A 22,524-nucleotide genomic window follows, 5' to 3' on the forward strand; every position below is an offset into this window, starting at 1 on the left:
GATGAGCCGAATACGGCCGCACATCCGGGGTTCCCGCCTCGCCACGGCGGGCATCGCCGCCGCCGGCGCCACCCTGCTGGCCACCGCCCTCTCCCCCACCGCCGGCGCGGACGACAGTCCGACCAGGGCCACCGCGCTCGAGAACGCGGCGTCGGTCCTCACCGACCACACGGCGAGCCTGGGCCTGACCGCCGCGCAGAACACCACGGTGCGGGACGTGATCGTGGACCCCGACGGCACACAGCACGTCCGCTACGACCGCACCTACCGTCAACTGCCCGTCCTCGGCGGCGACTTCGTCGTCCACCTGGCGAAGGACGGCACGTACCGCAGCGCCTCGCGCGCGACCAGGAGCCCGATCTCCTTGGCGAGCGTGACACCGAAGATCTCGGCGCCGAAGGCGGCCGACCTCGCGGCGAAGCTGCTGCGTGCCGCGAACGTCGGCGAGACGCTGAAGCGGCTGACGGCCAAGCCCGAGCTGGTCGTCGACGCCCTGCACGGCGCGCCGAAGCTGGCCTGGCGGACCGACGCGGTCGCCCAGGACTCCGCCGGCAACCCGGTCGCCCGCACGGTGCTGACCGACGCCTCGACCGGCACGCGGATCGACGCGTGGGACAGCATCGAGACGGCGTCCGGCGACGGGAAGTCGCTGTACAGCGGCACGGTGCCGTTGGAGACGACCCGGTCGGGATCGTCGTACCAGCTGAAGGACGCGACGCGCGGCGGGACTTACACGGGTGACGCCGCGAACAAGACGGACACCTGCCTGCTGACCATCTGCCTCGGCCGCGCCCCGGCGACGCTCTTCACGGACGCCGACAACCACTGGGGCACGGGCACCACGGCCGACCGCTCCACGGCCGCGGTCGACGCGCAGTACGGCACGGACGTGACGTGGGACTACTACAAGGACGTCCACGGCCGCAACGGCATCGCCGGTGACGGCAAGGGGGCGTTCAACCGTGTGCACTACGGCAAGAACTACAACAACGCCTTCTGGGACGACAGTTGCTTCTGCATGACGTACGGCGACGGTGACGGCACCCAGCTCGGCCCGCTGGTGTCGCTGGACGTGGCCGGCCACGAGATGACGCACGGCGTGACGTCGAAGACCGCGGCGCTGACGTACTCGGGCGAGTCCGGCGGCCTGAACGAGGCGACCTCGGACGTCTTCGGCACGCTGGTGGAGTTCCACGCCGCCAACTCCTCGGACCCGGGCGACTATCTGATCGGCGAGAAGATCGTCCGGTCGGGCTTCAGCCGGGACGCCCTGCGCTACATGGACAAGCCGTCGAAGGACGGCAGCTCGGTGGACTGCTGGAGCCCGACGACCGCGACGCTCGACGTCCACTACTCGTCAGGCGTCGGCAACCACTTCGCGTACCTGCTGGCCGAGGGCAGCGGCGCAAAGACGATCAACGGCGTCGGCTACGACTCCCCGACCTGCGACGGCTCTTCGGTGAACGGGATCGGCCGGGACAAGCTCGGCAAGATCTGGTACCGGGCGCTGACCGTCTACATGACGTCCTCGACGAACTACGCGGGGGCGCGGACGGCGACGCTGAGCGCGGCGAAGGACCTGTACGGGGCCGCGAGCGCGGAGCACAACGCGGTGGCGGCGGCCTGGCGCGCGGTGAACGTGGGCTGAGCGACCGGGGCTCGGACGAGGGCGGAAATGCGGTGGCAGCGGCGACATGGGCCCGGTTACGCTCCGGCTCCGCTGCCGCCTGCCCGCTCCCGAGCCGCCACGGAGCCGTATGTCCTCGCCCACGAAGATGCACGCCGACGAACTGGACATCGACGCGACCCTGGTCGCCCGGCTGGTCGCGGAGCAGTTCCCGCGGTGGGCCGGGCTGCCGGTGACACGGGTCGCCTCCGCCGGGACGGACAACGCGATGTACCGGCTGGGCGCCGACCTGGTCGTACGGCTGCCACGGCTGCCGGGCGGGGCCCGCCAGATCGACACGGAGCACCGCTGGCTGCCGCACCTGGCCCCGTGTCTCCCCCTCCCCGTGCCGACGCCGCTCGCGAAGGGGGAGCCCGGCGCCGGGTACGGGCTGCCGTGGGGTGTGTACGAGTGGCTGGACGGCGAGAACTCCTACGACGCGCCGCTCGTCGAACTACCGGAAGCCGCCGAGCAGTTGGGCCGGTTCGTGGCGGCGCTGCGGGAGGTGGACGCCGTGGGCGGGCCGCCGTCCTGGCGGGGCGACCCGGTCGGCAAGCACGACGACTACGTACGGACCGCGATCCGCGACCTGGGCGCCGCCGGAGTGCTGAACCCCGAGGTCGCGACAGCGGCCTGGGAGGAGACCCTCCGCCTCCCCCAGTGGGACGCCGCCCCCGTCTGGCTGCACGGCGACCTGCTCCCGGGCAACCTGCTGACCTCCGCCGGCCGCCTCACCGCCGTCATCGACTTCGGCGGCCTCGGGGTCGGAGACCCGGCGGCCGACACCATCGCGGCCTGGGCGGTCTTCGACGCCGCGACCCGTGACGTGTTCCGCGCGGCGGCCGAGGTCGACGACGCGACATGGGCGCGGGGGCGGGGGTGGGCGCTGTGCTTCGGGTTGATGGCGGAGCACTACTACGGCGGCCTCTGCGGGAACGGGACGAATCCGGTACTGGCGAGAGTGGGGATGCGGGCCGTGGGCGAGGTGCTGGCGGAGTACCGGGCGGGGTAGCGTCCGTTGCCCCGCACCACCCGCGTCACCCGGGTCACCCCGTCACCCGTTCACACGCCCCGCCCCGCGCCCAACGGGTTCTCTTCCGCGACACCGTCGGCACACACGATGACCTGCTGAAACACCACCGGCCGCCGATCTCGCCCTCCCCTCCGGACACCCATTCACCGCATTCTCGGCGTTCCCTCGGGAAGCGCTCCGGCCCCACTGCCACTTACCTCGAAAGGGCAGGGGCACGACCGACGCAGCGGCACATGGGGGTGTCGCGGGCCGCGGCCCCGCTGAGTGCGGAGGAACATCGATGCGACGTACCGCCCGTCTGCTGACCGGGACCGCGCTGGCCGCCGGCGCCGTGGGGCTCGTCGTCACGCCCGCGTACGGCGACGACGGTGGTGGCCTGGAGGTGTCCCCGGCGTCGGTCGTGCCGGGCGGGGATGTCACGGTGCGGACGGCCGACTGCGGGGACGGCGTCACGGCGGCGGGCGACGCCAGCGCCGTGGGCGCGGGTTCCTTCACGCTGGCGCCGCACGAGCGGGACGCGTCCGGGGAGTTCCGGGTGCCGCCGAGCGCGCAGCCGGGGACGTACGAGATCGTCGCGACCTGCGCCGAGGACGGCCGGCGGGTGACGGGGGACCTGGTGGTCACGCTGACGTCCCCGCGTGCCGAGCAGGTGTATCCGAGAGGAAGTGTGAAGACGGGGGTCGGTGGCGCTCTTGGCCCCGATCCCGTGCAGACCGCGGCCGGCGTGGCGGCTCTCGCCGTCGCCGCCGCGGGCGGTACCTGGCTCCTGCATCGCCGGGCGAGAGGCGACGGGATCTGACGGACACCCTCCGCTGTCCGTCCACCGGTACCGCACGTCCCCTCCCCCTCCGGGTCCGACGCCCCTCGCGGCCCGGAGGGGGATGAGGGCGGCCCGAGGAGAGTTCCAGGAGGCTCGCGTGCGCAGTCACCGCAGTCACCCCGGCCTTGGCGACGCCGCCATAGCCGCCGTCACCGTACTGGCCCTGTGCTCCGGCGCCTGGCTGCTGGGCAGCGGCACCGAGAAGCACGCGCCACCGCAGCCCTCGACCGCGCAGCGGGAGTCGAACGGTTCGCACGCCGACCCGCACCCCGCAGACCCGCACCCCCGGGGCCTCCGCTCCCCGGACCCACCCCCCACAGCCCCCCGCTCCCCCGCCCTACCCCCCTCCCCTCCCGACCGCATCCGCATCCCCGCCATACGCGTCGACGCCCCCCTCATGGGCCTCGGCCTGACGAGGACGGGCAGCCTCGACGTCCCGCCCGCCGAGCGGAAGAACCTCGCCGGTTGGTACGAGGCCGGCACCACACCCGGTGAGACGGGCACCGCGATCGTCGCCGGCCACGTCGACAACACCGAAGGGCCCGCCGTCTTCTACCACCTCGGCGCCCTGAGGAAGGGCAGCACGATCGAGGTGGAACGACGGGACGGCGGCACGGCGCTCTTCTCCGTCGACGCCGTCGAGGTGTACGACGCGAAGGCCTTCCCCGACGAGAAGGTGTACGGCCCGGCGCCCCGCCCCGAGCTGCGGGTGATCACCTGCGGCGGCGGCTACTCACGGACGACCGGCTATCAGGGCAACGTCGTCGTCTTCGCCCACCTCACCGGCAGCCGCTGACCCCTGAGGGACCGGCTAGGCCGCCCACTGCTCGTACGCCAGCTTCGCCACCAGCGTGAACACCACCGTCAGCAGCACCACGCGGACGAACCCACTGCCCTTCTTCAGTGCCGTACGCGCCCCCAACGTGCCGCCCGCCAGGTTGAACACGGCCATCAGCGCGGCCAGCTGCCACAGGACCGTGCCCTGCCAGGCGAAGGTGGCGAGCGCGCCGGCGTTGGTGCAGCAGTTGACGATCTTGGCGGTGGCGGAGGCGGTGACGAGGTCGAGGTGGAGTACGGCGGTGAGGGCGAGGACCAGGAAGGTGCCGGTGCCGGGGCCGATCAGGCCGTCGTAGAAGCCGATGCCCAGGCCCGCGAGGCCGATCGCGGCGAGGACCTGGCGGCGGGTGGCCGGGCCCGTCGCCGGGGCCGTGCCGAAGGCGGGGCGCAGGATCACGAAGGCGGCGACGGCGAGCAGCACCACCATGATCACGGGCTTCAGCACCTCGGTGCTCATGCCGGCCGCGAAGAAGGCGCCGCCGGAGGATCCCGCGAGCGCCGCCAGCCCGATGCGTACGGCGAGCCGCACGTCCACGGGCGCCTTGCGGGCGTACGTCACCGCGGCGCCCGTCGTGCCGACGATCGCGACGGCCTTGTTGGTGCCGAGCGCGTACGCGGCCGGCGTGCTCGCGGGGAGGCCGAGCAGCAGCGCCGGGAGCAGGAGCAGGCCCCCGCCGCCGACGACGGCGTCGATCCAGCCGGCTGCGAGGGCCGCGAGGCACAGGACAACGACCATGGTCAGCGATATGTCGGGCATGATCGCGACCCTAGGCGGATGATGCGTGTGAGGTCCACGTAAATGAGGAGTATCTGAGGTTGCGGCGGGGGTCGGGCCTCTCTCCCTCCCGTCCCCCGTCCCGGTCCGACCTCACAGCCCGCCCCCACCGCGCTCCCCGAACCCTCACACTCGCCCACCGCCCCCGCTGAGGGCAGCGTTCCTCGTGGGAAACAGACGTGATGCGGTCGGGTAACACCGGCACCGCACGCTCAAGTGCATGACCTCGAATACGCGTGTGGTGGTGATCGGCGCCGGCCTCGCGGGCGTACGACTCGCCCGGCGGCTCGGTGAGCTCGGCACGCCCGTCACGCTCATCGGCGACGAGGAGCACCGCCCGTACAACCGGGTGCTCCTCGCCGAAGTGCTGGCCGGACGGTACAGCCCCGACGTGATCGCGCTGCCCGCACCCGCGCAGCTCACCCGTGCCCGGGTCACCGGCATCGACCGGGAGGCGCGGACCGTCGAATGCGCGGACGGTTCGAAGATCGCATACGACCGGCTGGTCCTGGCCACCGGCTCGAACCCGGTGCTGCCGCCCCTGCGCGGCCTGTTCACGCCCGACCACGTCCTGCCGGAGGGCGTCCACGCCTTCCGCACCATGGACGACTGCCTGGGCCTGTCCAAGGCGGTCCGGCCGGGAGCGAAGGCGGTCGTCATCGGCGGCGGGCTCCTCGGAGTCTCCGCGGCCCGTGCGCTCGCCCAGCGCGGCGCCCAGGTCGTCCTGGCCCAGCAGTCCGAGCGGCTCATGGAGCGCCAGCTCGACCCGAGCGCCTCCAAGCTCGTCCGGCGCCACCTCGGGGATCTCGGTGTCGAGGTCCACACCGACCTGCGGGTACGTGACGTGCGCTGCGTCGGCGGCGCGGTCCGCTCGGTCGAGATGGCCGACGGCTACGCCCTCGACGCCGACCTCGTGGTCCTGGCCTGCGGCGTGCGCCCGCGCGCGGGCCTCGCGCAGGCCGCGGGACTGGACGTGCGCAAGGGCATCGTCGTCGACGACGAGCTGCGCACCTCCGACCCGTACATCCACGCCATCGGCGACTGCGCCCAGCACAACGGCACCGTCTACGGGCTGGCCACGCCGGCCCTCGAACAGGCCGAGGTACTGGCCGAGTTGCTGGCCGGCCGGGCGCACGCCCGCTACACCGGCACCCGTTCGCTGACCCGGCTCACGCTGTCCGGTCAGAGCGCCTTCGACCTCGCCGCGTTCGGCGAGACGGAGCCGCGCCCCGGGGACGACGTCATCCAGCTCACGGACGCCACCCGAGGCACCTACCGCAAGGTCGTCGTCCGCGACGACCGCCTGGTCGGCGGGGTGCTCGTCGGCGAACTCGGCACCGTCGGCGCGCTCGCCCGCGCCTGGGAGGGAGCAGAGCCGCTCCCCGACGACGGCCCCCTGCTCCACCTGCTCACCAACGATGGAGGCTCCTGATGACCGCCACCCCGGAGGCCACGGAGGCCACCCCCACGATCGTGCTCGTCGGCCACGGCATGGTCGGCCAGCGCTTCCTCGAAGCGCTCGCCGAGCGCGGCCTGACCGCCACGCACCGCGTGGTCGTGCTGTGCGAGGAGCCGCGTCCGGCGTACGACCGCGTCGCCCTCACCTCGTACTTCTCGGGCAAGACGCCCGAGGACCTCTCCATGACGGACATGGAGTTCATCGACACGCACGGCATCGAGCTGTACGTCGGTGACCCGGCCCAGACGATCGACCGCGAGGCGAAGAAGGTCACGGCCAGGTCGGGCCAGGTCTTCGAGTACGACACCCTCGTCCTCGCCACCGGCTCGTTCCCCTTCGTCCCGCCGGTCCCCAACAAGGACGCCGAGGGCTGCTTCGTCTACCGCACGATCGAGGACCTCCTCGCCATCGAGGAGTACGCCAAGACGGCGACGACCGGTGCGGTGGTCGGCGGCGGTCTGCTCGGACTCGAAGCGGCCGGTGCGCTGAAGGGCCTCGGACTCACCTCCCACATCGTGGAGTTCGCGCCGCGCCTGATGCCGGTGCAGGTCGACGAGGGCGGCGGCGCGGCCCTGCTGCGCACCATCGAGGACATGGGCCTGAGCGTCCACACGGGCGTGGGCACACAGGAGATCGTCGTCGACGAGGCCGGTGCCGTCACCGGCATGAAGCTCTCCGACGGCTCCGAACTCGCCACCGACATGGTGGTGTTCTCCGCCGGTGTCCGCCCCCGCGACCAGCTGGCCCGCGACTGCGGCCTCACGGTCGGCGAGCGCGGCGGCATCGCGGTCGACGAGCAGTGCCGTACGGTCTCCGACCCGCACGTGTTCGCGATCGGCGAGTGCGCGCTGGCCTCCGACGGTCGGGTGTACGGCCTGGTCGCCCCGGGGTACGAGCAGGCCGAGACGGCCGCCGCGACCATCGCCGAGGACGAGGCGCAGTTCACCGGCGCCGACCTGTCCACCAAGCTGAAGCTGCTCGGCGTCGACGTGGCGTCCTTCGGTGACGCGCACGGCACCGCCGAGGACTGCCTGGACGTCGTCTACTCCGACTCCCGCGCGGGCCTGTACAAGAAGCTGGTCATCGGCCGCGACGGCACGCTGCTCGGCGGCATCCTGGTCGGCGACGCCGAGGCGTACGGCACGCTGAAGGCGTTCACCGGCTCGGTCCCGCCGGTCTCGCCCGAGTCGCTGGTGCTGCCGGCCGGTGCCGGGGCTCCGGCCCAGCTCGGCCCGTCCGCGCTGCCGGACGAGGCGGTCATCTGCTCCTGCCACAACGTCACCAAGGGCACCATCCGCGGCGCGGTCACCGACCACCAGTGCACGACCGTGCCCGAGGTGAAGAAGTGCACCAAGGCCGGCACGGGCTGCGGCTCCTGCATCAAGGTGCTCGGCCAGCTGGTCACCGCCGAGCTGGAGGCGTCCGGCGTCGAGGTCGACAAGGGCCTGTGCGGCTGCTTCTCGCAGACCCGCGAGGAGCTGTACGAGATCGTCCTCGCCCTGCGCATCAACACCTACCAGGACCTGCTGGACCGCTACGGCCGCGACGGCGCCAAGGGCGGCGACGGCTGCGAGATCTGCAAGCCGGCGGTGGGCTCCATCATCGCCTCCCTCGCCCCGACGATCGGCGCGAGCGGCTACGTCCTGGACGGCGAGCAGGCCTCCCTTCAGGACAGCAACGACCACTTCCTGGCCAACCTCCAGAAGAACGGCTCGTACTCGGTCGTCCCGCGCATCCCCGGCGGTGAGATCACCCCGGAGGGCCTGATCGTGATCGGCGAGATCGCCCGCGACTTCGGCCTCTACACGAAGATCACGGGTGGCCAGCGGATCGACATGTTCGGCGCCCGTGTCGAGCAACTCCCGCTCATCTGGACCCGGTTGGTGGACGCCGGCTTCGAGTCCGGCCACGCGTACGGCAAGGCGCTGCGCACCGTGAAGTCCTGCGTCGGCCAGACCTGGTGCCGCTACGGCGTCCAGGACTCGGTCCGCATGGCAATCGACCTGGAGCTGCGCTACCGGGGCCTGCGCTCCCCGCACAAGCTGAAGTCGGCCGTCTCCGGCTGCCAGCGCGAGTGCGCCGAGGCCCAGTCGAAGGACTTCGGCGTGATCGCCACCGCCAACGGCTGGAACCTGTACGTCGGCGGCAACGGCGGCGCGACCCCGCGCCACGCGGACCTGCTGGCCCAGGACCTGTCCGACGCCGAGCTGATCCGCCTGATCGACCGCTTCCTGATGTTCTACATCCGTACGGCGGACCGGCTGGAGCGCACCTCGACCTGGCTGGAGCGGATCCCCGGCGGCCTGGACCACGTCCGGGACGTGGTCGTGGAGGACTCCCTCGGCATCTGCGAGGAGCTGGAGTCCCTGATGGCGGACCACGTGGCGCACTACGCCGACGAGTGGGCGACGACCATCAACGACCCCGAGAAGCTCTCCCGCTTCGTGTCCTTCGTGAACGCCCCCGACACCCCCGACCCGGTCGTCGGCTTCATCCCCGAGCGCGACCAGATCAAGCCCGACCTGCCGCTGCTGTCCATCGGCATGCGCCCCGCTGAAGACGTCCTGGAAGGAAGCGCCCAGCGATGACCCTGGCACCCGAGACGACCGACCTGAAGGTCCAGCTCAAGCTGGAGGACGACTGGTTCACGGTCTGCGACCTGAGCCGGCTGATCCCCGGCCGCGGCGTGGCCGCGCTCCTGCCCGACGGCCGCCAGGTGGCCCTGTTCCGCGACCGGAACGGCACCCTGTACGCCATCGACAACCGCGACCCCTTCGGCGGCGCGGCGGTCCTCTCCCGCGGCCTGACCGGCACCCACCAGGGCCGCCCGTTCGTCGCCTCGCCCCTGCTGAAGCAGCGCTTCGACCTGGAGACCGGGCAGTGCCTGGACGACGAGGCGGTGCGGATCGCGGCCTACGAGGTGCGGGCGGCGTAGATCCAAAGGAGTTGACGGCTCACCGGCGCTCACACCTTCAGAGCGTCGTACGTCACCCCGGTCAGCCGCTCCGACTCCTCCCAAAGCCGTTCACCCGCACGGTCGTTGAGCGTCCACGACGCCCTCCACGCCGGGGCGGGTGAACCGCGCCAGTCGGCGAAGGACGGGCCGGTGAAGGAGTCGGGGCGGACGGCGGGGGCGGTGGCCGCGTACAGGACGGGGAGCGCGCCGGCCTCGGCGGGCTGGGCGAAGACGCGGTTGCCGAGCCGCACGAACCACTCGCTGACCCGGCGCCCTTCCATGCGCGGCCCCTCGGTCTGCAGATTGGTGTCCGCGTACCCGGGATGGGCGGCGGCCGCCACCACGTCCGCCTGCCGCACCGCCAGCCTGCGCGCCAGCTCGTGCGTGAAGAGCAGGTTGGCGGTCTTGGAGCGGGCGTAGGCAATCCAACGCCGGTACCTGCGCTCGCTGTTGAGGTCGGCGATGTCGATGTTGGCCATCGCGTGCAGCGGACTGGACACGGTCACCACCCGCCCGCCCGGCGCCGCGAGCAGCGCGGGCAGCAGCAGACCGGTGAGCGCGAAGTGCCCGAGGTGGTTGACCCCGAACTGCGTCTCGAAGCCGTCCGCCGTCGTGCCGTACGGCAGCGCCATCACCCCGGCGTTGTTCACGAGCAGGTCGAGCCCGTCGTACGGCGATGTCGCGGCGAACTCCCGCACGGAGCCGAGGTCGCCGAGATCGAGCCGCCTCAACTCGATCCGCCCATCGGGCACTTCGGCGGCCAGCCGCTCGACGGCCGCCGCACCCCGCGCCTCGCTCCGGCACGCGAGCACCACCCGCGCGCCCTTGCGGGCCAGCTCCCGCGCGGTGACGTACCCGAGCCCGCTGTTGGCTCCGGTGACCACGGCGACGCGTCCACTCTGGTCGGGGATGTCGTGCGCGTTCCAGCCGGACATGACCGAGCTCCCTTCCCGGGCGGGTCCTCCTTCTCTTCCGTCTATCAGAATCCGGGGGCGGGAAACCTACTGGATCGGCGCGTCGGGTGGGGGAAGTCGTACGGTGCGCTCCCGGTCGACGGCCGCGACGCCGTCGACCGCTTCCAGGGCGGGGAGCCGGTCCTCGGTGACCGTGCCGGAGAGCGTGCCGAGGATCGGCTGCTCGCCGGTGACCGTGAGCCCGGCCTGCCGCAGGGCCTCGACCACCTCCGCGAACCGGTCGGGGTCGACCGCGAGGACGACCCCGACCGGCGCGGACTTCGGCGACTCGCTCACGGGACCTGCAGCAGGCCCTCGCCGACGTCACTGGCGGGCAGCGTCAGCGGGAACGCACCGGCCAGCAGACTGGCCACGAGGTCGGCCGCGGAGGCGTTGGGATTCGCCTCGGCGAGCAGGGCGAGGGCACCCGCGACGTGCGGCGTGGCCATGCTGGTGCCGTTCATGTGCTGGTACCCACCGCCGGGGGCCGCCGAGTGGATGTGCGAGCCGGGCGCGGCGATGTCGATCTCGCCGCCCTGGCCGTTGACGGCGCCGTTGGAGAAGTGCGACACGCCGAGCGCCTTGTTGAGCGCGCCCACCGCGAGGATCGAGGGACAGTTGGCGGGCCGGCCGACGGGCGCGATGAACGGGGGCCGGAAGCTCTCGTTACCCGCGGCGGCGACGAGCACCGTCCCGCGCGCCAGCGCGCGCCGGGCCACCTCCTCGTACACCTGTGGGAACAGCTCACCGGGGAGGACCGGGGAGCCGAACGACATGGAGATCACCCGCGCTCCGCGGGCGATGGCCCAGTCGATGCCCGCCAGAATCTGGCTATCGGGGCCTTCGCCGATCCTGCCGAGCACGTTCGCGGCGAGGATCCGGGCTTCGCAGGCCACGCCGTAGCGGGGTCCCTGGTGGGGGTGGGCCGGACCGGCGGCGGTGCCGATGCAGTGCGTGCCGTGCCCGTGGCCGTCCTCGACGGTCTCGCCGGGCACGAAGGAGGCCGTCGCCTCGATGCGTGCGGCCAGGTCCGGGTGGTCGGTGTCCACACCGGTGTCGAGGACGGCGATCTTCACATCGCGTCCGGTCAGGCTGGTCAGGTTGGCCCGGATCGCCTGAATGCCCCAGGTCCACCTCTGCTCGTCCCATGACGCGCCCTGGGCCGCGGCCATTTCGGCCCTGGTGTGGCGGTCGACCACGTCCTCGTCGCTGCGGAACGCCGGGTAGAACTCGGTCGGTGCCTGCGTCGGGGCGGTGATGGGCGAGGCGTAGACCATGCGCTCCGGCTCCGCCGCGATGATCGAGGGGTCCGCCTCGGCCGTGGTCACCAGCGCATGGCGCTGTTCGGGCCGTACCTCGACGACGGCGACGCCGAGCTCCTCGAAGTGCACCGAGACGTCCGGGCGTTCGAGGAGCTCGGTGACGTTTCCGGGCTCGGCTCCTCGCACACGTTCGACGGAGGCTATGCCGGCGGAGGACCGCAGTGCGTTCAGTCCGCTCTCCTGGTTGCCCTGGTCGAGCAGAACCACGTACCGGCCGGTGTACTCCGCGCCCCGGCCCCTGCCGGGGCCGCTGGGACGTTGGGGCTGCTCGCCGAAGGCGCGCCTGTCCATGGGGCCGTTCGCCATTGAATTTCCCACTTTCTGTCGGTGTGCTCCCCGTGCGGGGACACGCGTCGAGGCACGGAGGGTCAGCGCCGCAGAAAGAGGGGCGCGGATCGGTCGCGGATCGACGCGTTACTGCCGTGACCTGCGAGGATGCCCTTCACCAGGCCGTCGGCATCGCCCCCTCGTCAACCGTCGCACCGAGCGGTGAGCCCCGCAACACGGACCCCTGGCACTCAGCGCCGCATGCTCGCGTGGTCGTAGCCGTCGTACGCCTCCTGACCGGTGGACAGGGGCCTCGTGTCCAGGTAGAACCACTCGGCCCCGGGGCCGGGGGCCGCCGTCGGGGCCGGTTCGGCGATCTCCCTCTCGACCGCGACCGGTGCCTCCACGCTCGTCTTCGCCGGCCCCGGCATCAACAACTCCACCCGCAGCCCCAACCCCCGCTGTTGCCCGGTGAACTCCTCGACCTGGTTCCGGCACGCGTGGTCCAGATGGGTCACGCCGGTCAGGTCCAGGCGGATGCGGGGCTTGCCGGAGGCCGCCGCGGACTCCAGGGCCTCGATGACCTGCGGGAGCCGTAGAAAGGTCGCGTTGCCGGCCATGACGACCTTCGCGGTGTCGTCCTCGATGTGCTGCCGGATCACCGTCTGGGACATGCGCAGGGCGGCCAGCACGATCCCGGCCGCGAGGCCGATCAGGACGCCCTCCAGCAGTGCCGTCGCCACGATGACCAGCGTCGTCACCGTCATCACCACGAACTCACCCCGGTCCTGCCGCCACATCTTCGGGAACTCCTCCGGCGCGAACAGCTTCCAGCCGCTGTGCACGAGGACGCCCGCGAGCACCGAGATCGGGATCAGGGCCAGGACCTGCGGCAGCAGCAGGGCGAAGGCCAGCAGCCACAGGCCGTGCAGGGTACGGGAGATGCGGGTCTTCGCACCCGCCTGCACGTTCGCCGAGCTGCGGGCCACGACGGCCGTGATGGGGAGCGCACCGAGGATGCCCGCGACCGTGTTTCCGGCGCCCTGGGCGATGAGTTCGGTGTTGTAGCGGGTGCGCGGGCCGCTGTGCATACGGTCCACGGCGGCCGCGGTGAACAGGCTCTCCGCGGAGGCGATCACCGTGAAGGTGAGGATGGAGGTGAGGACCGCGACGTCCGCGAGACCCGCGAACTGCGCGGCCCCCGGGACCTGTACCGACGCCAGCAGGTTGCCGACCTGGAGCGTCTTGACGTCCACGCCGGGCAGCGCGGCGACCGCGATGCCGATGCCGACCGCGACCAGCGCGGCCGGGATCCTCTTCGCCGGGCCCGGCACCTTCTTCCACAGGAAGCTCAGCACGATCGTGGCGACGCCGAGCAGCGTGGCGATCATCGCCTGAGGGTCGGTCAGGATGTCGGCGAACAGGCTCGGGATGCCGGCCATGTTCTCGATGGGCGTGCCCGGGGCCTTGGCGTCGGCCATCGGGTACGCCTGGCTGAACATCAGCGGCAGGCCGATGCCGGCCAGCATCCCCTGGACCACCGCGAGGGAGATCGCCTGGAACATCCGGCCGAGGCGTACGAGGCCGAGGACGATCTGCAGGATGCCCGAGAACAGGACGATCACGCCGAGCATGGCCACGCCGTGCTCCAGCACCGTCTCCGCCACCAGCGCGGCGAGCCCGGCGGCCGGTCCGCTGACCTGGAGCGTGCTGCCGCGCACCGCGCCGACGACCAGGCCGCCGATCACCCCGGAGATGATCCCGAGTTCGGCGGGGACACCGGAGGCGACGGCCACGCCGATGCACAGCGGGAGGGCGACGAGGAAGACGACGAGGGAGGCGGTGATCTCGTTGGCGAGGTCGGGCCGCCCACCCGAGGCCTTCGCCGGCCTCCCGCCCCCGGTCTTCGGTGAGTTCGCGACGCCTCCGCCCTTCGGCGCCCTCTCCCTCGGTGCCCTCTCCTTCGGCGCCCCCTCCTTCGTGCGCGTACGCCCGCGCGCATGCGCCCCGCTCATCCGCTATGCACCCGGAACCGACCGTCGCCCTCCAACTCGTGCACCTGCCCGGTGTCGACCTCGTAGTACCAGCCGTGCAGCCGCAGCCGCCCCCCGTCCAGCCGCTGCCGCACCACCGGGTAAGTCCGCAGTACGGCGAGCTGGTTGACGACATTGCCCTGCGCCACGTCGGGCAGCGACGGATCGTCGGAGGCGGTCGTGAGGACCGGTGCCAGTTCGGGGCGGGCCAGTTGCAGCCAGGCGTCCACGCCCGGCAGCGCGGACAGGTCGTCGCCGGACTTCAGCGCACCCATCGCACCGCAGTGTGAGTGACCGCACACGACGATGTCCTGAACCCCGAGCACCTCCAGTGCGTACTCGATGGTGGCGGCCTCCCCGGACGCGCCGGGGCTGCCGTACGGCGGCACGATATTGCCCGCGTTGCGCAGCTCGAATATCTCTCCGGGCCGCGCCCCGGTAATCAGGGCGGGTATGACCCGTGAGTCCGAGCAGGTAATGAAGAGTGCCTCGGGATATTGCCCCTCGGCCAGTTTCCGGTATTCACCGCTCTCGAAATCGACCCGTCGTTTGAACGAGCGTGCGCGGTCCAGCAATGCCTTCAACAGTGCCTCCTCGGCTGGGAGTTCGGCCAGGTCACCACACCGTAGAGGGAGCCACACCAGACGAAGGTTAAGTGAAAGCCAGAGCCCGCCCAGAAATTGGACATTCTTTGTCGAGCGGCCACGCAAGCGCTTGTCCCCTGTAGCGTGTCGACTCCAGGGCAGAGAATGTCAATTCGAGAGACAGGACCCATGGGCATACAAGTGCTGCTCATCGAGGACGACGAGACGATCGCCGAACCGCTCTCCGAGGGGCTGGGGCATTTCGGGCTGACGGTGGATCACGTCACCACCGGTGCCGAAGGTTTGCGCAGGCCGTACGGGGATGTCGTCCTGCTCGACCTCGGGCTGCCGGACATGGACGGCATCGACGTCTGCCGCGGCATCCGGCAGGTCTCGGACGTGCCGGTCATCATCCTGAGTGCGCGGGGTGAGGAGGCCGACCGGGTGCTGGGGCTGGAGCTCGGGGCGGACGACTATCTGGCGAAGCCGTTCAGTGTGCGGGAACTGGTGGCAAGGGTGCGGGCGGTGACCCGGCGGACCCAGCGGACGGAGGTGGCGGGTGCGGAGGCGCCGGTCACGACCGCCGCGTACGAGCCGACGCCCCCGCTGTCGTACGAACCGACGCCTTCACTCTCGTACGGGGCCCCGCCGCCCTCGTCGTACGAGGACACCGCGCCACCACCCTCGTACGCGCCCGGCCCTCTCGTCGTGGACCGCCGCACCCGCCAGGTCTGGGTCGGTGAGGCCCCCGTCACGCTCACCCCGAAGGAGTTCGAGCTGCTGGCGCTGCTGACCGAGGATCCGGGTGCGGTCTACTCCCGGCAGCAGATCCTGGACCGGGTGTGGGATCCGCACTACGAGGGGCCGACCAAGACGCTGGACGTCCATGTCGCCTCGCTGCGGCGCAAGTTGGGCGACCCGGCGTGGATCCAGACACTGCGCGGGGTCGGCTTCCGGCTGGCGGTGCAGGCCGAGCCGGGCGGGCAGCGGGTGTCCTCGCCGTGACCCGCCGGCTGCTGCTCAGCTACCTCTCCCTCGCCGCGCTCGTGCTGCTGTGCCTGGAGATCCCGCTGGGCTTCGTGTACTCGCGCAGCGAGCGGGAGCGGGTGGTGAGCGCGGCGAAGGACGAGGCCGAGTCGGTCTCCGCGTACGCCTCGCTGTCCCTCAGCGCGGGCCGGGCCGAGCGGGACCTGCCGCGCCGGGTGGTGCACTGCGCCGAGCGCATCGGCGGGAAGGTGGTGGTCGTGGACGCCGCGGGCACCCTGCTCGCCACCTCGCATCCGCTGGCCGCCGTCATGTCGTCCAACCTCGCCTCCCGCCCCGGTATCGCGGCCGCCCTCCACGGCACGTCCACGGTGGATGTCCGTACGTCGACCATCGGCGGGGTCGAGTACCTCTCGGTCGCCGCGCCGATCCGGCACAACTCGGGACTGCAGGGTGCCGTATGGCTGACCCTGCCGACCCGCACGGTGCACGAACGCGTCCATCACGTCTGGCTGCTGCTCGGCCTCGGCGGGCTCGGGGTCCTCACCGCGGTCGCCGTGGTCGGGTTCGCCATCGCCCGCTGGACCGGCCGGCCCATCCGTGAACTGGAGCGGGCCACCGACGAGTTGGCGGACGGCGGCCTGGCGGCACCGGTGACGATCACGAAGGGACCGCCCGAAGTACGCCGCCTCGCTGCCGCGTTCAACCGCACCGCGGCCCGGCTCGCCCATCTCCTCGCCGCTCAGCACGCCTTCGCGGGCGAGGCCTCCCACCAGCTCAAGACGCCGCTCGCGGCGCTGCGGCTGAGGCTGGAGAACCTGGAACCGAGCGTCCTGGACCGCGGCCGGGGCAGCCTCACCGCCGCGGTGACCGAGACGGACCGGCTCTCCCGGATGGTCGAGGGCCTGCTGGCGATGGCACGCCTGGAGGAGGACGCCGCGACGCCCGGGCCGGTCGACGTGGGCGCGGTCTGCGCGGAACGGCACCGCACCTGGCAGCCGCTGTTCGCGAAGCAGCGGGTCGCCCTGGTCCTGTTCGCCGGGAGTGTGGGCCCGGTCCTCGCGGTGCCGGGCGGGGTCGAGCAGATCGTGGACAACCTGCTGTCCAACGCCCTGCGCGCCTCCCCGCCGGGCAGCACCGTGACCATGGAGCTACGGCTCCACGTACCGGCCCGCCGCGCCCTGCGCGACGCCCGCCCCGCCTGGGTCGACCTGCACATCGCCGACGAGGGCCCCGGCATGACTCCGGATCAGCGCGCCCGCGCCTTCGACCGTTTCTGGCGCGCGCCGGGCGCCCCCAAGGGCGGCACGGGACTCGGCCTCTCCCTGGTCCAACGGCTCGCGCACGCCAGCGGCGGCGAGGCGAGCCTGCACGCATCGGCCGCGGGCGGATTGGACGCGGTGATCCGCCTGCCGTCGGCGGAGCCGCCGCGCGAGGTGCACGGCCCGGGCCACGACAGACCCGGGCAGCGGAAGCGGGCGGTGCCGGCGTTGCGCGCGTGAGCGCACCCGGGTGACGGCACTCGGGGGAGCGGACGCGGGCGGTGGCACTCCGAGGAGCGCACGCGGGTATCTGCACTCCGGGGAGCGCACGCGGGTGGCACTCACCTGAGCACTCGTGGTCAGCGCACAGGCAGCACCCGGGCACGCCGTCCGACGGCCATGCGTTGGCCACGGTCCGTCCACCATCCGCCCTTAGGTTCCATGCCGCCCCCCGCGCACGACCCCGTCGTCGACCGACGGCGGGGCGGTACGGCATCTCTTGGAGTGAGAGTGGAACGTCGTAACCTCCTGCGTGCGGCCGTCCTCGGCGGCTCTGCCGCCGTGTTCGGCGGAACCCTGTGGCGCGGCGCCGCATACGCCGCCCCCGCCCAGCCCGGCACCGGCCCCTACGGGCCGCTGGGCTCCCCCGACGCCAACGGCATCAGACTCCCCAGTGGCTTCACCAGCCGCGTCATCGCCCGCTCCGGCCAGCGGGTCAGCGGCACCTCGTACACCTGGCACAACGCCCCCGACGGCGGCGCCTGCTTCGCCGACGGCACGGGCTGGATCTACGTCTCCAACTCGGAGATCTCCTCCACCGGCGGCGCCGGCGCCGTCAAGTTCAACTCCTCGGGCACCATCACGGGCGCCTACCGGATCCTGTCCAACACCAACCGCAACTGCGCGGGCGGCGCCACCCCGTGGAACACCTGGCTGTCCTGCGAGGAGGTGTCCCTCGGCTACGTCTACGAGACCGACCCCTGGGGCACGAACGCGGCGATCCGCCGGGACGCGATGGGCCGCTTCAACCACGAGGCGGCTGCCGCGGACCCGGTGCGCAAGGTGATCTACCTGACCGAGGACGAGTCGAACGGCCGCTTCTACCGCTTCGTCCCAACGACCTGGGGCAACCTGTCCTCCGGCACGCTCCAGGTCATGGTCGCGGGCAGTGGCACGTCCGGCTCCTTCACCTGGGCGAACGTCCCCGACCCGGACGGCTCCCCGACGGCCACGCGCTCCCAGGTCTCGGGCTCGAAGTCCTTCAACGGCGGCGAGGGCTGCCACTACGCGAACGACACGGTGTGGTTCACCACCAAGGGCGACAACCGCGTCTGGCAGCTCAACCTGACGTCGAACACCTACGAGTTGGCGTACGACGACTCCCTCGTCAACGGCACGGCCCCCCTCACCGGCGTCGACAACATCACCGGCGCCTCCTCCGGCGACCTCTTCGTCGCCGAGGACGGCGGCAACATGGAGATCTGCCTGATCACCCCGGACGACGTCGTCTCCTCGTTCCTGCGGATCGACGGCCAGTCGAGCTCGGAGATCACGGGCCCGGCGTTCTCGCCCGACGGGACACGGCTGTACTTCTCCAGCCAGCGGGGCACCACCGGCTCTTCGTCGGGCGGCATCACGTACGAGGTGAGGGGCCCGTTCCGCGCGTAGCGGTCACGAAACAGCCACATCTCCTTCACAAACGGTCGCCCGGCATTACGGTCATCCCCTCACGCACCACCAGTGGGGGGATGACATGACCAATCCGTACACCTCAGCACCCATGCCGCAGCCGCCCGTGCCACCACAGCCGGCCTTCCGGCCGGCCCCCGGATGGGCGCGCAAGCGGTACGTACTCCCGGCCCTCGCTCTGGCCTTCTTCCTCGGCATCGGCGCAGGCGCGTCCGACCAGGACGCGAAGACCTCCGACGCGAAACCGACGGCGGCCTCACCCCAGCCCACGGTCACCGTCACGGCGACCATGACCGCCCCCGCGGAGGAACCCGAACCGGCACCGACCGTGACGGCCACGAAGACGGTCAAGGTCACGACGACGGTCACCGCGGCCCCGGCAGCCGCCGACGACTCAGCGTCCGACACCTCCGACGACACCGACTCCTCCGGCGGCGACGTCTACTACGCCAACTGCAGCGAGGCCCGCGCGGCCGGCGCCGCCCCAGTCCACCGGGGCGAGCCCGGCTACGCCTCGCACCTGGACCGCGACAACGACGGGGTGGGCTGCGACAGCTGAGAGCGGGCTCCGCAGCCTGTCCTCGACTTCTCTGCGGCGCTGGGCACTTGACCATGCGCATAGTTGGAAAGCTGTTGGGGGCAACTCCTGACGAGTTCGCATCTCGTATCCTCCGCAGGCGCCTGAACAGGCGAAACGAGGGGCCCCACTGATTGTCAGCGGGGCCCCTCGTCGTTGTCCTCAAGGGCTCTGTGCCTGTGTAGTGCGTCCTTTCTGGAGCCGGGGCAGGCTGGTGGTCCGACTGTCGCGTCGGCTCGGCGCCGGGGTACTTCCACTCTCCGGTCCAGCAGGATCTTGCCCGGATCGTGCACGGCCCGCGACTTGGCCAGGATGCCAGCGCCGCCGGTATCGCGGTGTCCAGGCCGGACTTGCGGACCGTCTCCACCAGCAGCACCGACCCGGCCTGCACGAGGCCAGGACCGCACCCAGGCGGAGGAATACTTGGACGATCTGGCCGACGCCATCCTGGCCGGTATGACCGGCACGACCGGCGTCGGCCGGGTGATCGTCAGGGCCGAGGCCGTACGCGCCCTGCGCAAGGGCCCGGAAGGCACGCTGATGCCGTACTCCGCGGAGACCCTGGCCAAGGTGCAGGCGGCCCTCGACGCCGGCGAGCCGGCCGACCTCCCGGAGAACCCCGACCACGTGTGGGCGAACCCGACCTTCGGCTATGTGGCCGCCGGGCTGTCCGAGATCGGCGACGAACGCCTCGCGGGCCTGCTCGCCCACGCCGACCGCTTCATGAACCCGACCTGGGAGAAGGGCGGCCTCTACTACCCCCGCAACGACGTCTCGTCGGACGCCGACGGCAACATGACCTACATGGACCCGCTGACCGGCAACTCCATGCTCGGCTACGCCCGGCTCAACGTCCCCGACGGCCTGTGGGCCCTCTACAACAAGCCCTGGACGTCCGACCACTTCGCCGAGCCCCGCCTGACCGGGATCGAGGGCGCGCTCGACGTTCGGCGGGCCTTCTACGACCGCGACAGCCGCACCCTGCTCCTCGGTCTGCGGTCCCGGGAGGATTCCGGTGCCGATGCGCGGCTCGACGTCACCGGGGTGCCGGGCGACCGGGACTGGACCCTGTACCGCGACGGCGCCGAGGTACAGACGGGCACGGCGAACGCCGACGGGACCCTGCGTCTCACGCTTCCCGTCACGGGAGAGACCACCCTCGCGCTGCGCTGGCAGTGATCCCCCGACTGCCTTCTCCGACCGAGGACTTCACGATGAGCATCCCGCCCGCCGCTGGGTTCCCCATGCGGCGATGGGAGCGGTCATGGCCAGCATGCACCTGATGGGCGAGACCCTGCTCTGGGCGTGCGGTGCGGGGCTCGCGGCGGCCGCCGTGGGGAGCGGTCCACGACGGGACGACTCCGAAAGGTTGTGTGACCGCGTTCCGGACACCGGCCAACCGCAGCTGGTTCTCCTGGAGCCACTCTGACTCGACGCCAGCGTGCCGATGCCGCCGCTGGGGCTGGAAGACCTGATGCCCGCCGTTTCGGTCGCGCCGGAAAGCCACGCCTTCGAGCCCGGCGACCGGCTGCTCCTCTACACGGACGGCGTGGTCGAAGCCCTCGACAACCGCGGCAAGTTCTTTCCGCTGCCCGAGGTGATGGAGGCAGTGGACGCGGCCACTCCGCGGCAGTTCCGGGACGAACTCCATCAGCGGCTGATCGGCCACACCCGCGACTTCCTCGACCGGGTCCCGGAGGGCGTACGTGAGGGAGCCCCGCTCGCTCACTCGCCCGAGCAGGGCCACGTTCGCTGAGCTCATCCGCGCCGGATGCCTCTGCCGAACGGGGGAGCCCCGGGTGCGCCCGGGTGGGCCGCGTCCGAGCCTGGTGGCATGAGTATCCGCCCATGGGTCGTCGTCGAGGCACCGGACAGTCGTGGTCTTCGCCGGGTGACCGTGGGCGGTGAGACGGTGGGCAGTGCCTGGTCCACGGGTGAGCTGCGCAGGATTCTCCGCCACCTCGGCTTTCCGGACGATACGGACCTGGAGGACACGACCTCCATATGCTGGCGCGGAGGCGACAGCGGGACGTGGCCGGACCACCCCTTGCGCAGACACGCGGCCCTCGTGCTGATGATGGCCGGACTGCTGGCGTCCATGGTGCTCAGCGCGGCCGTCGGATGGCCGGACGCCTTGGGGGCGCTCACCTTCGCGCAACGGATGACGGGCGTGCTCTTCGTGCTGACGGGCCTCGTGCAGGGCCTGGCCGCGGTGACCGTGCTCGACTACTGGGGGAGACGTCAGTTCAGGATCTCCGGGGCTGTCGTGCTGCTCGGGGTGCTCATCACGCTGGCCACGTCCAGCCTCCTGCTCTTCATGTGGCTCGAAGAGATGGAGTACACGCCCTATCTGCTGATGTTCCTGCCTCTTTGGTGCTGGTCGGTCTGGGCGCTCGTCGTTCTCGTGCGGGAAAAGTGCTGGAAAGGCGTCCCGTGGCCCAAGAGATTCGCGGCCGGAGTGGTGGCCACCGCGCTCCTGACTGGGGTCAGCCTGGCGTACTCGACCATGTACCAGCCGACGGCGGCCCCCATGCACCTCACTCTGAAGGCGGAATTCGGGGCGGCGCGGGCGGATCGGAATCTGCCATTCGTCCATGTGCCACTGACGTTTTCCATGAAGAATACCGGCGGAATTCCCGTCTATGTCATCAATGATATCTACACGGTCCGGGGCAGGGCCGCCGCATACTCCAAAGTACCCAGGGGCGCGGAATTGCTGGAGGACTGGCGAGAGACCGCCGGGGAGTTGGGAAACACGCTGGGGGAGGCTGAGCTCTACGTCGGTGATCTCAGGAAGACTACGATCAGCAGCAATCACGTCTACGGCGCCGGCAAGTGGCTCGAAGTCGGGCAGCAGTTCTCCACCCAGCGCGTCTTTCAAATTCCCAGAGAAGCGAAATACGACACGGTCAGCGTCAATGTGCAGATCTCTTACATGAGGAAGGACCGGGGAAAGCTCGATGTGGACGAGTTCAGTGAGGCGCACTACACGTGGCACGAAAGCGACGAGCGCTATTACTGCCGGTGGGTGCTGTGCGGACAGCAGATCATCTACAGCGGGCGTGTCCGGCACAACAACAACCTCATCAACGTGACACGCAAACCGCGGTTCGTGACGACGAGCTGGTCGCCGGGTGTCGGGCCCGTTTCCTCCATCTCCTCGCTTCGTTACTGGGAGACAAAGGGCTCCCTACGGGAAGAGCGAAGGGAGTTGGACAGATACGGGACCGCGAGCATTCGGGCCGACGCGGAGGTGCCCGTGGCGGAACTGCTGAAGTCCGCCGGTGTGTGACGAGGGCCCCGCGCC

The 22,524-nt window shown here is 71.3% G+C and carries 21 protein-coding genes and 1 pseudogene; 15 read left to right on the plus strand and 7 right to left on the minus strand.

Features of this window, described 5'->3' with window-relative positions; genetic code table 11:
• Position 1: 1 nt before the first annotated feature.
• The 4 genes from ACTMVF_RS18240 to ACTMVF_RS18255 all read left to right on the plus strand — a co-directional run bounded on the left by ACTMVF_RS18240 (position 2) and on the right by ACTMVF_RS18255 (position 4,315).
• Entirely contained in the window at positions 2-1,648 is a 1,647-nt protein-coding gene (locus ACTMVF_RS18240) for a M4 family metallopeptidase (protein ID WP_441272118.1), read from the plus strand.
• A gap of 109 nt (positions 1,649-1,757) precedes the next feature.
• Positions 1,758-2,678, plus strand: coding sequence for an aminoglycoside phosphotransferase family protein (locus tag ACTMVF_RS18245; RefSeq protein WP_441272119.1), 921 nt, complete (start codon positions 1,758-1,760; stop codon positions 2,676-2,678).
• 301 nt (positions 2,679-2,979) lie between these two features.
• Entirely contained in the window at positions 2,980-3,498 is a 519-nt protein-coding gene (locus ACTMVF_RS18250) for a hypothetical protein (protein WP_441272120.1), read from the plus strand.
• Between the two features lie 118 nt (positions 3,499-3,616).
• Positions 3,617-4,315 carry a class F sortase gene (locus tag ACTMVF_RS18255; RefSeq protein ID WP_441272121.1) on the plus strand — a complete coding sequence of 233 codons (699 nt, stop codon included), beginning with the start codon at positions 3,617-3,619 and terminating at the stop codon, positions 4,313-4,315.
• Between the two features lie 15 nt (positions 4,316-4,330).
• On the opposite strand, the gene ACTMVF_RS18260 is transcribed toward ACTMVF_RS18255, so the two are convergent.
• The gene (locus ACTMVF_RS18260) at positions 4,331-5,113 is read right to left on the minus strand and encodes a sulfite exporter TauE/SafE family protein (protein ID WP_441272122.1); all 783 of its coding nucleotides are present in this window, start codon (positions 5,111-5,113) and stop codon (positions 4,331-4,333) included.
• A gap of 238 nt (positions 5,114-5,351) precedes the next feature.
• On the opposite strand from ACTMVF_RS18260, the gene ACTMVF_RS18265 reads away from it, so the two are divergent.
• From ACTMVF_RS18265 to nirD, 3 genes are read left to right on the plus strand one after another with little or no spacing between them, the layout of a single operon-like run.
• Positions 5,352-6,563 carry an NAD(P)/FAD-dependent oxidoreductase gene (locus tag ACTMVF_RS18265; protein WP_441272123.1) on the plus strand — a complete coding sequence of 404 codons (1,212 nt, stop codon included), beginning with the start codon at positions 5,352-5,354 and terminating at the stop codon, positions 6,561-6,563.
• On the plus strand, positions 6,563-9,178 hold the full coding sequence (nirB, locus tag ACTMVF_RS18270; protein WP_441272124.1) for a nitrite reductase large subunit NirB: 2,616 nt from the start codon (positions 6,563-6,565) through the stop codon (positions 9,176-9,178). The genes ACTMVF_RS18265 and nirB overlap by 1 nt, the downstream gene beginning before the upstream one ends.
• A complete protein-coding gene (gene nirD / locus ACTMVF_RS18275; protein ID WP_441272125.1) occupies positions 9,175-9,525 on the plus strand; it encodes a nitrite reductase small subunit NirD in 351 nt (116 codons plus the stop codon). The genes nirB and nirD overlap by 4 nt, the downstream gene beginning before the upstream one ends.
• 29 nt (positions 9,526-9,554) lie before the next feature.
• Here the strand turns inward: nirD and ACTMVF_RS18280 are convergent, their stop codons facing one another.
• The 5 genes from ACTMVF_RS18280 to ACTMVF_RS18300 form a co-directional block, all read right to left on the minus strand.
• A complete protein-coding gene (locus ACTMVF_RS18280; RefSeq protein WP_441272126.1) occupies positions 9,555-10,481 on the minus strand; it encodes an oxidoreductase in 927 nt (308 codons plus the stop codon).
• A gap of 66 nt (positions 10,482-10,547) precedes the next feature.
• On the minus strand, positions 10,548-10,796 hold the full coding sequence (locus ACTMVF_RS18285; protein ID WP_441272127.1) for a hypothetical protein: 249 nt from the start codon (positions 10,794-10,796) through the stop codon (positions 10,548-10,550).
• Positions 10,793-12,127 carry a S8 family serine peptidase gene (locus ACTMVF_RS18290; RefSeq protein WP_441272128.1) on the minus strand — a complete coding sequence of 445 codons (1,335 nt, stop codon included), beginning with the start codon at positions 12,125-12,127 and terminating at the stop codon, positions 10,793-10,795. The genes ACTMVF_RS18285 and ACTMVF_RS18290 overlap by 4 nt, the downstream gene beginning before the upstream one ends.
• Before the next feature lie 212 nt (positions 12,128-12,339).
• Positions 12,340-14,103 (minus strand): SulP family inorganic anion transporter, encoded by a 1,764-nt coding sequence (locus tag ACTMVF_RS18295; protein WP_441272129.1) that lies wholly within the window; start codon positions 14,101-14,103, stop codon positions 12,340-12,342.
• Positions 14,100-14,705, minus strand: a complete 606-nt coding sequence (locus tag ACTMVF_RS18300; protein ID WP_441272130.1) for a carbonic anhydrase — start codon at positions 14,703-14,705, stop codon at positions 14,100-14,102. The genes ACTMVF_RS18295 and ACTMVF_RS18300 overlap by 4 nt, the downstream gene beginning before the upstream one ends.
• Before the next feature lie 189 nt (positions 14,706-14,894).
• Between ACTMVF_RS18300 and ACTMVF_RS18305 the strand changes: the two genes are divergently transcribed.
• The 4 genes from ACTMVF_RS18305 to ACTMVF_RS18320 all read left to right on the plus strand — a co-directional run bounded on the left by ACTMVF_RS18305 (position 14,895) and on the right by ACTMVF_RS18320 (position 19,199).
• A complete protein-coding gene (locus ACTMVF_RS18305) occupies positions 14,895-15,710 on the plus strand; it encodes a response regulator transcription factor (protein WP_441272131.1) in 816 nt (271 codons plus the stop codon).
• A complete protein-coding gene (locus tag ACTMVF_RS18310; RefSeq protein WP_441272132.1) occupies positions 15,707-17,191 on the plus strand; it encodes a sensor histidine kinase in 1,485 nt (494 codons plus the stop codon). Before ACTMVF_RS18305 ends, ACTMVF_RS18310 begins: the two co-directional genes overlap by 4 nt.
• Before the next feature lie 270 nt (positions 17,192-17,461).
• A complete protein-coding gene (locus ACTMVF_RS18315; protein WP_441272133.1) occupies positions 17,462-18,619 on the plus strand; it encodes an alkaline phosphatase PhoX in 1,158 nt (385 codons plus the stop codon).
• Positions 18,620-18,704: 85 nt separating this feature from the next.
• Entirely contained in the window at positions 18,705-19,199 is a 495-nt protein-coding gene (locus ACTMVF_RS18320; RefSeq protein WP_441272134.1) for an excalibur calcium-binding domain-containing protein, read from the plus strand.
• A 281-nt stretch (positions 19,200-19,480) separates the two neighbouring features.
• On the opposite strand, the pseudogene ACTMVF_RS18325 reads toward ACTMVF_RS18320, so the two are convergent.
• A pseudogene (locus ACTMVF_RS18325) lies at positions 19,481-19,638 on the minus strand (IS1380 family transposase); the annotation flags it as partial.
• 2 nt (positions 19,639-19,640) lie between these two features.
• Here ACTMVF_RS18325 and ACTMVF_RS18330 point away from each other — a divergent pair.
• The 4 genes from ACTMVF_RS18330 to ACTMVF_RS18345 all read left to right on the plus strand — a co-directional run bounded on the left by ACTMVF_RS18330 (position 19,641) and on the right by ACTMVF_RS18345 (position 22,509).
• Positions 19,641-20,396, plus strand: coding sequence for a linalool dehydratase/isomerase domain-containing protein (locus tag ACTMVF_RS18330; RefSeq protein WP_441272135.1), 756 nt, complete (start codon positions 19,641-19,643; stop codon positions 20,394-20,396).
• Between the two features lie 85 nt (positions 20,397-20,481).
• On the plus strand, positions 20,482-20,646 hold the full coding sequence (locus ACTMVF_RS18335) for a hypothetical protein (protein ID WP_441272136.1): 165 nt from the start codon (positions 20,482-20,484) through the stop codon (positions 20,644-20,646).
• Between the two features lie 18 nt (positions 20,647-20,664).
• Entirely contained in the window at positions 20,665-20,973 is a 309-nt protein-coding gene (locus ACTMVF_RS18340; RefSeq protein ID WP_441272442.1) for a SpoIIE family protein phosphatase, read from the plus strand.
• A 78-nt stretch (positions 20,974-21,051) separates the two neighbouring features.
• Positions 21,052-22,509 carry a hypothetical protein gene (locus tag ACTMVF_RS18345; RefSeq protein ID WP_441272137.1) on the plus strand — a complete coding sequence of 486 codons (1,458 nt, stop codon included), beginning with the start codon at positions 21,052-21,054 and terminating at the stop codon, positions 22,507-22,509.
• Positions 22,510-22,524 lie beyond the last annotated feature (15 nt).

The sequence above is a fragment of the Streptomyces sp. SD31 genome (genome assembly GCF_052068475.1).
Taxonomy (GTDB): Bacteria; Actinomycetota; Actinomycetes; order Streptomycetales; family Streptomycetaceae; genus Streptomyces.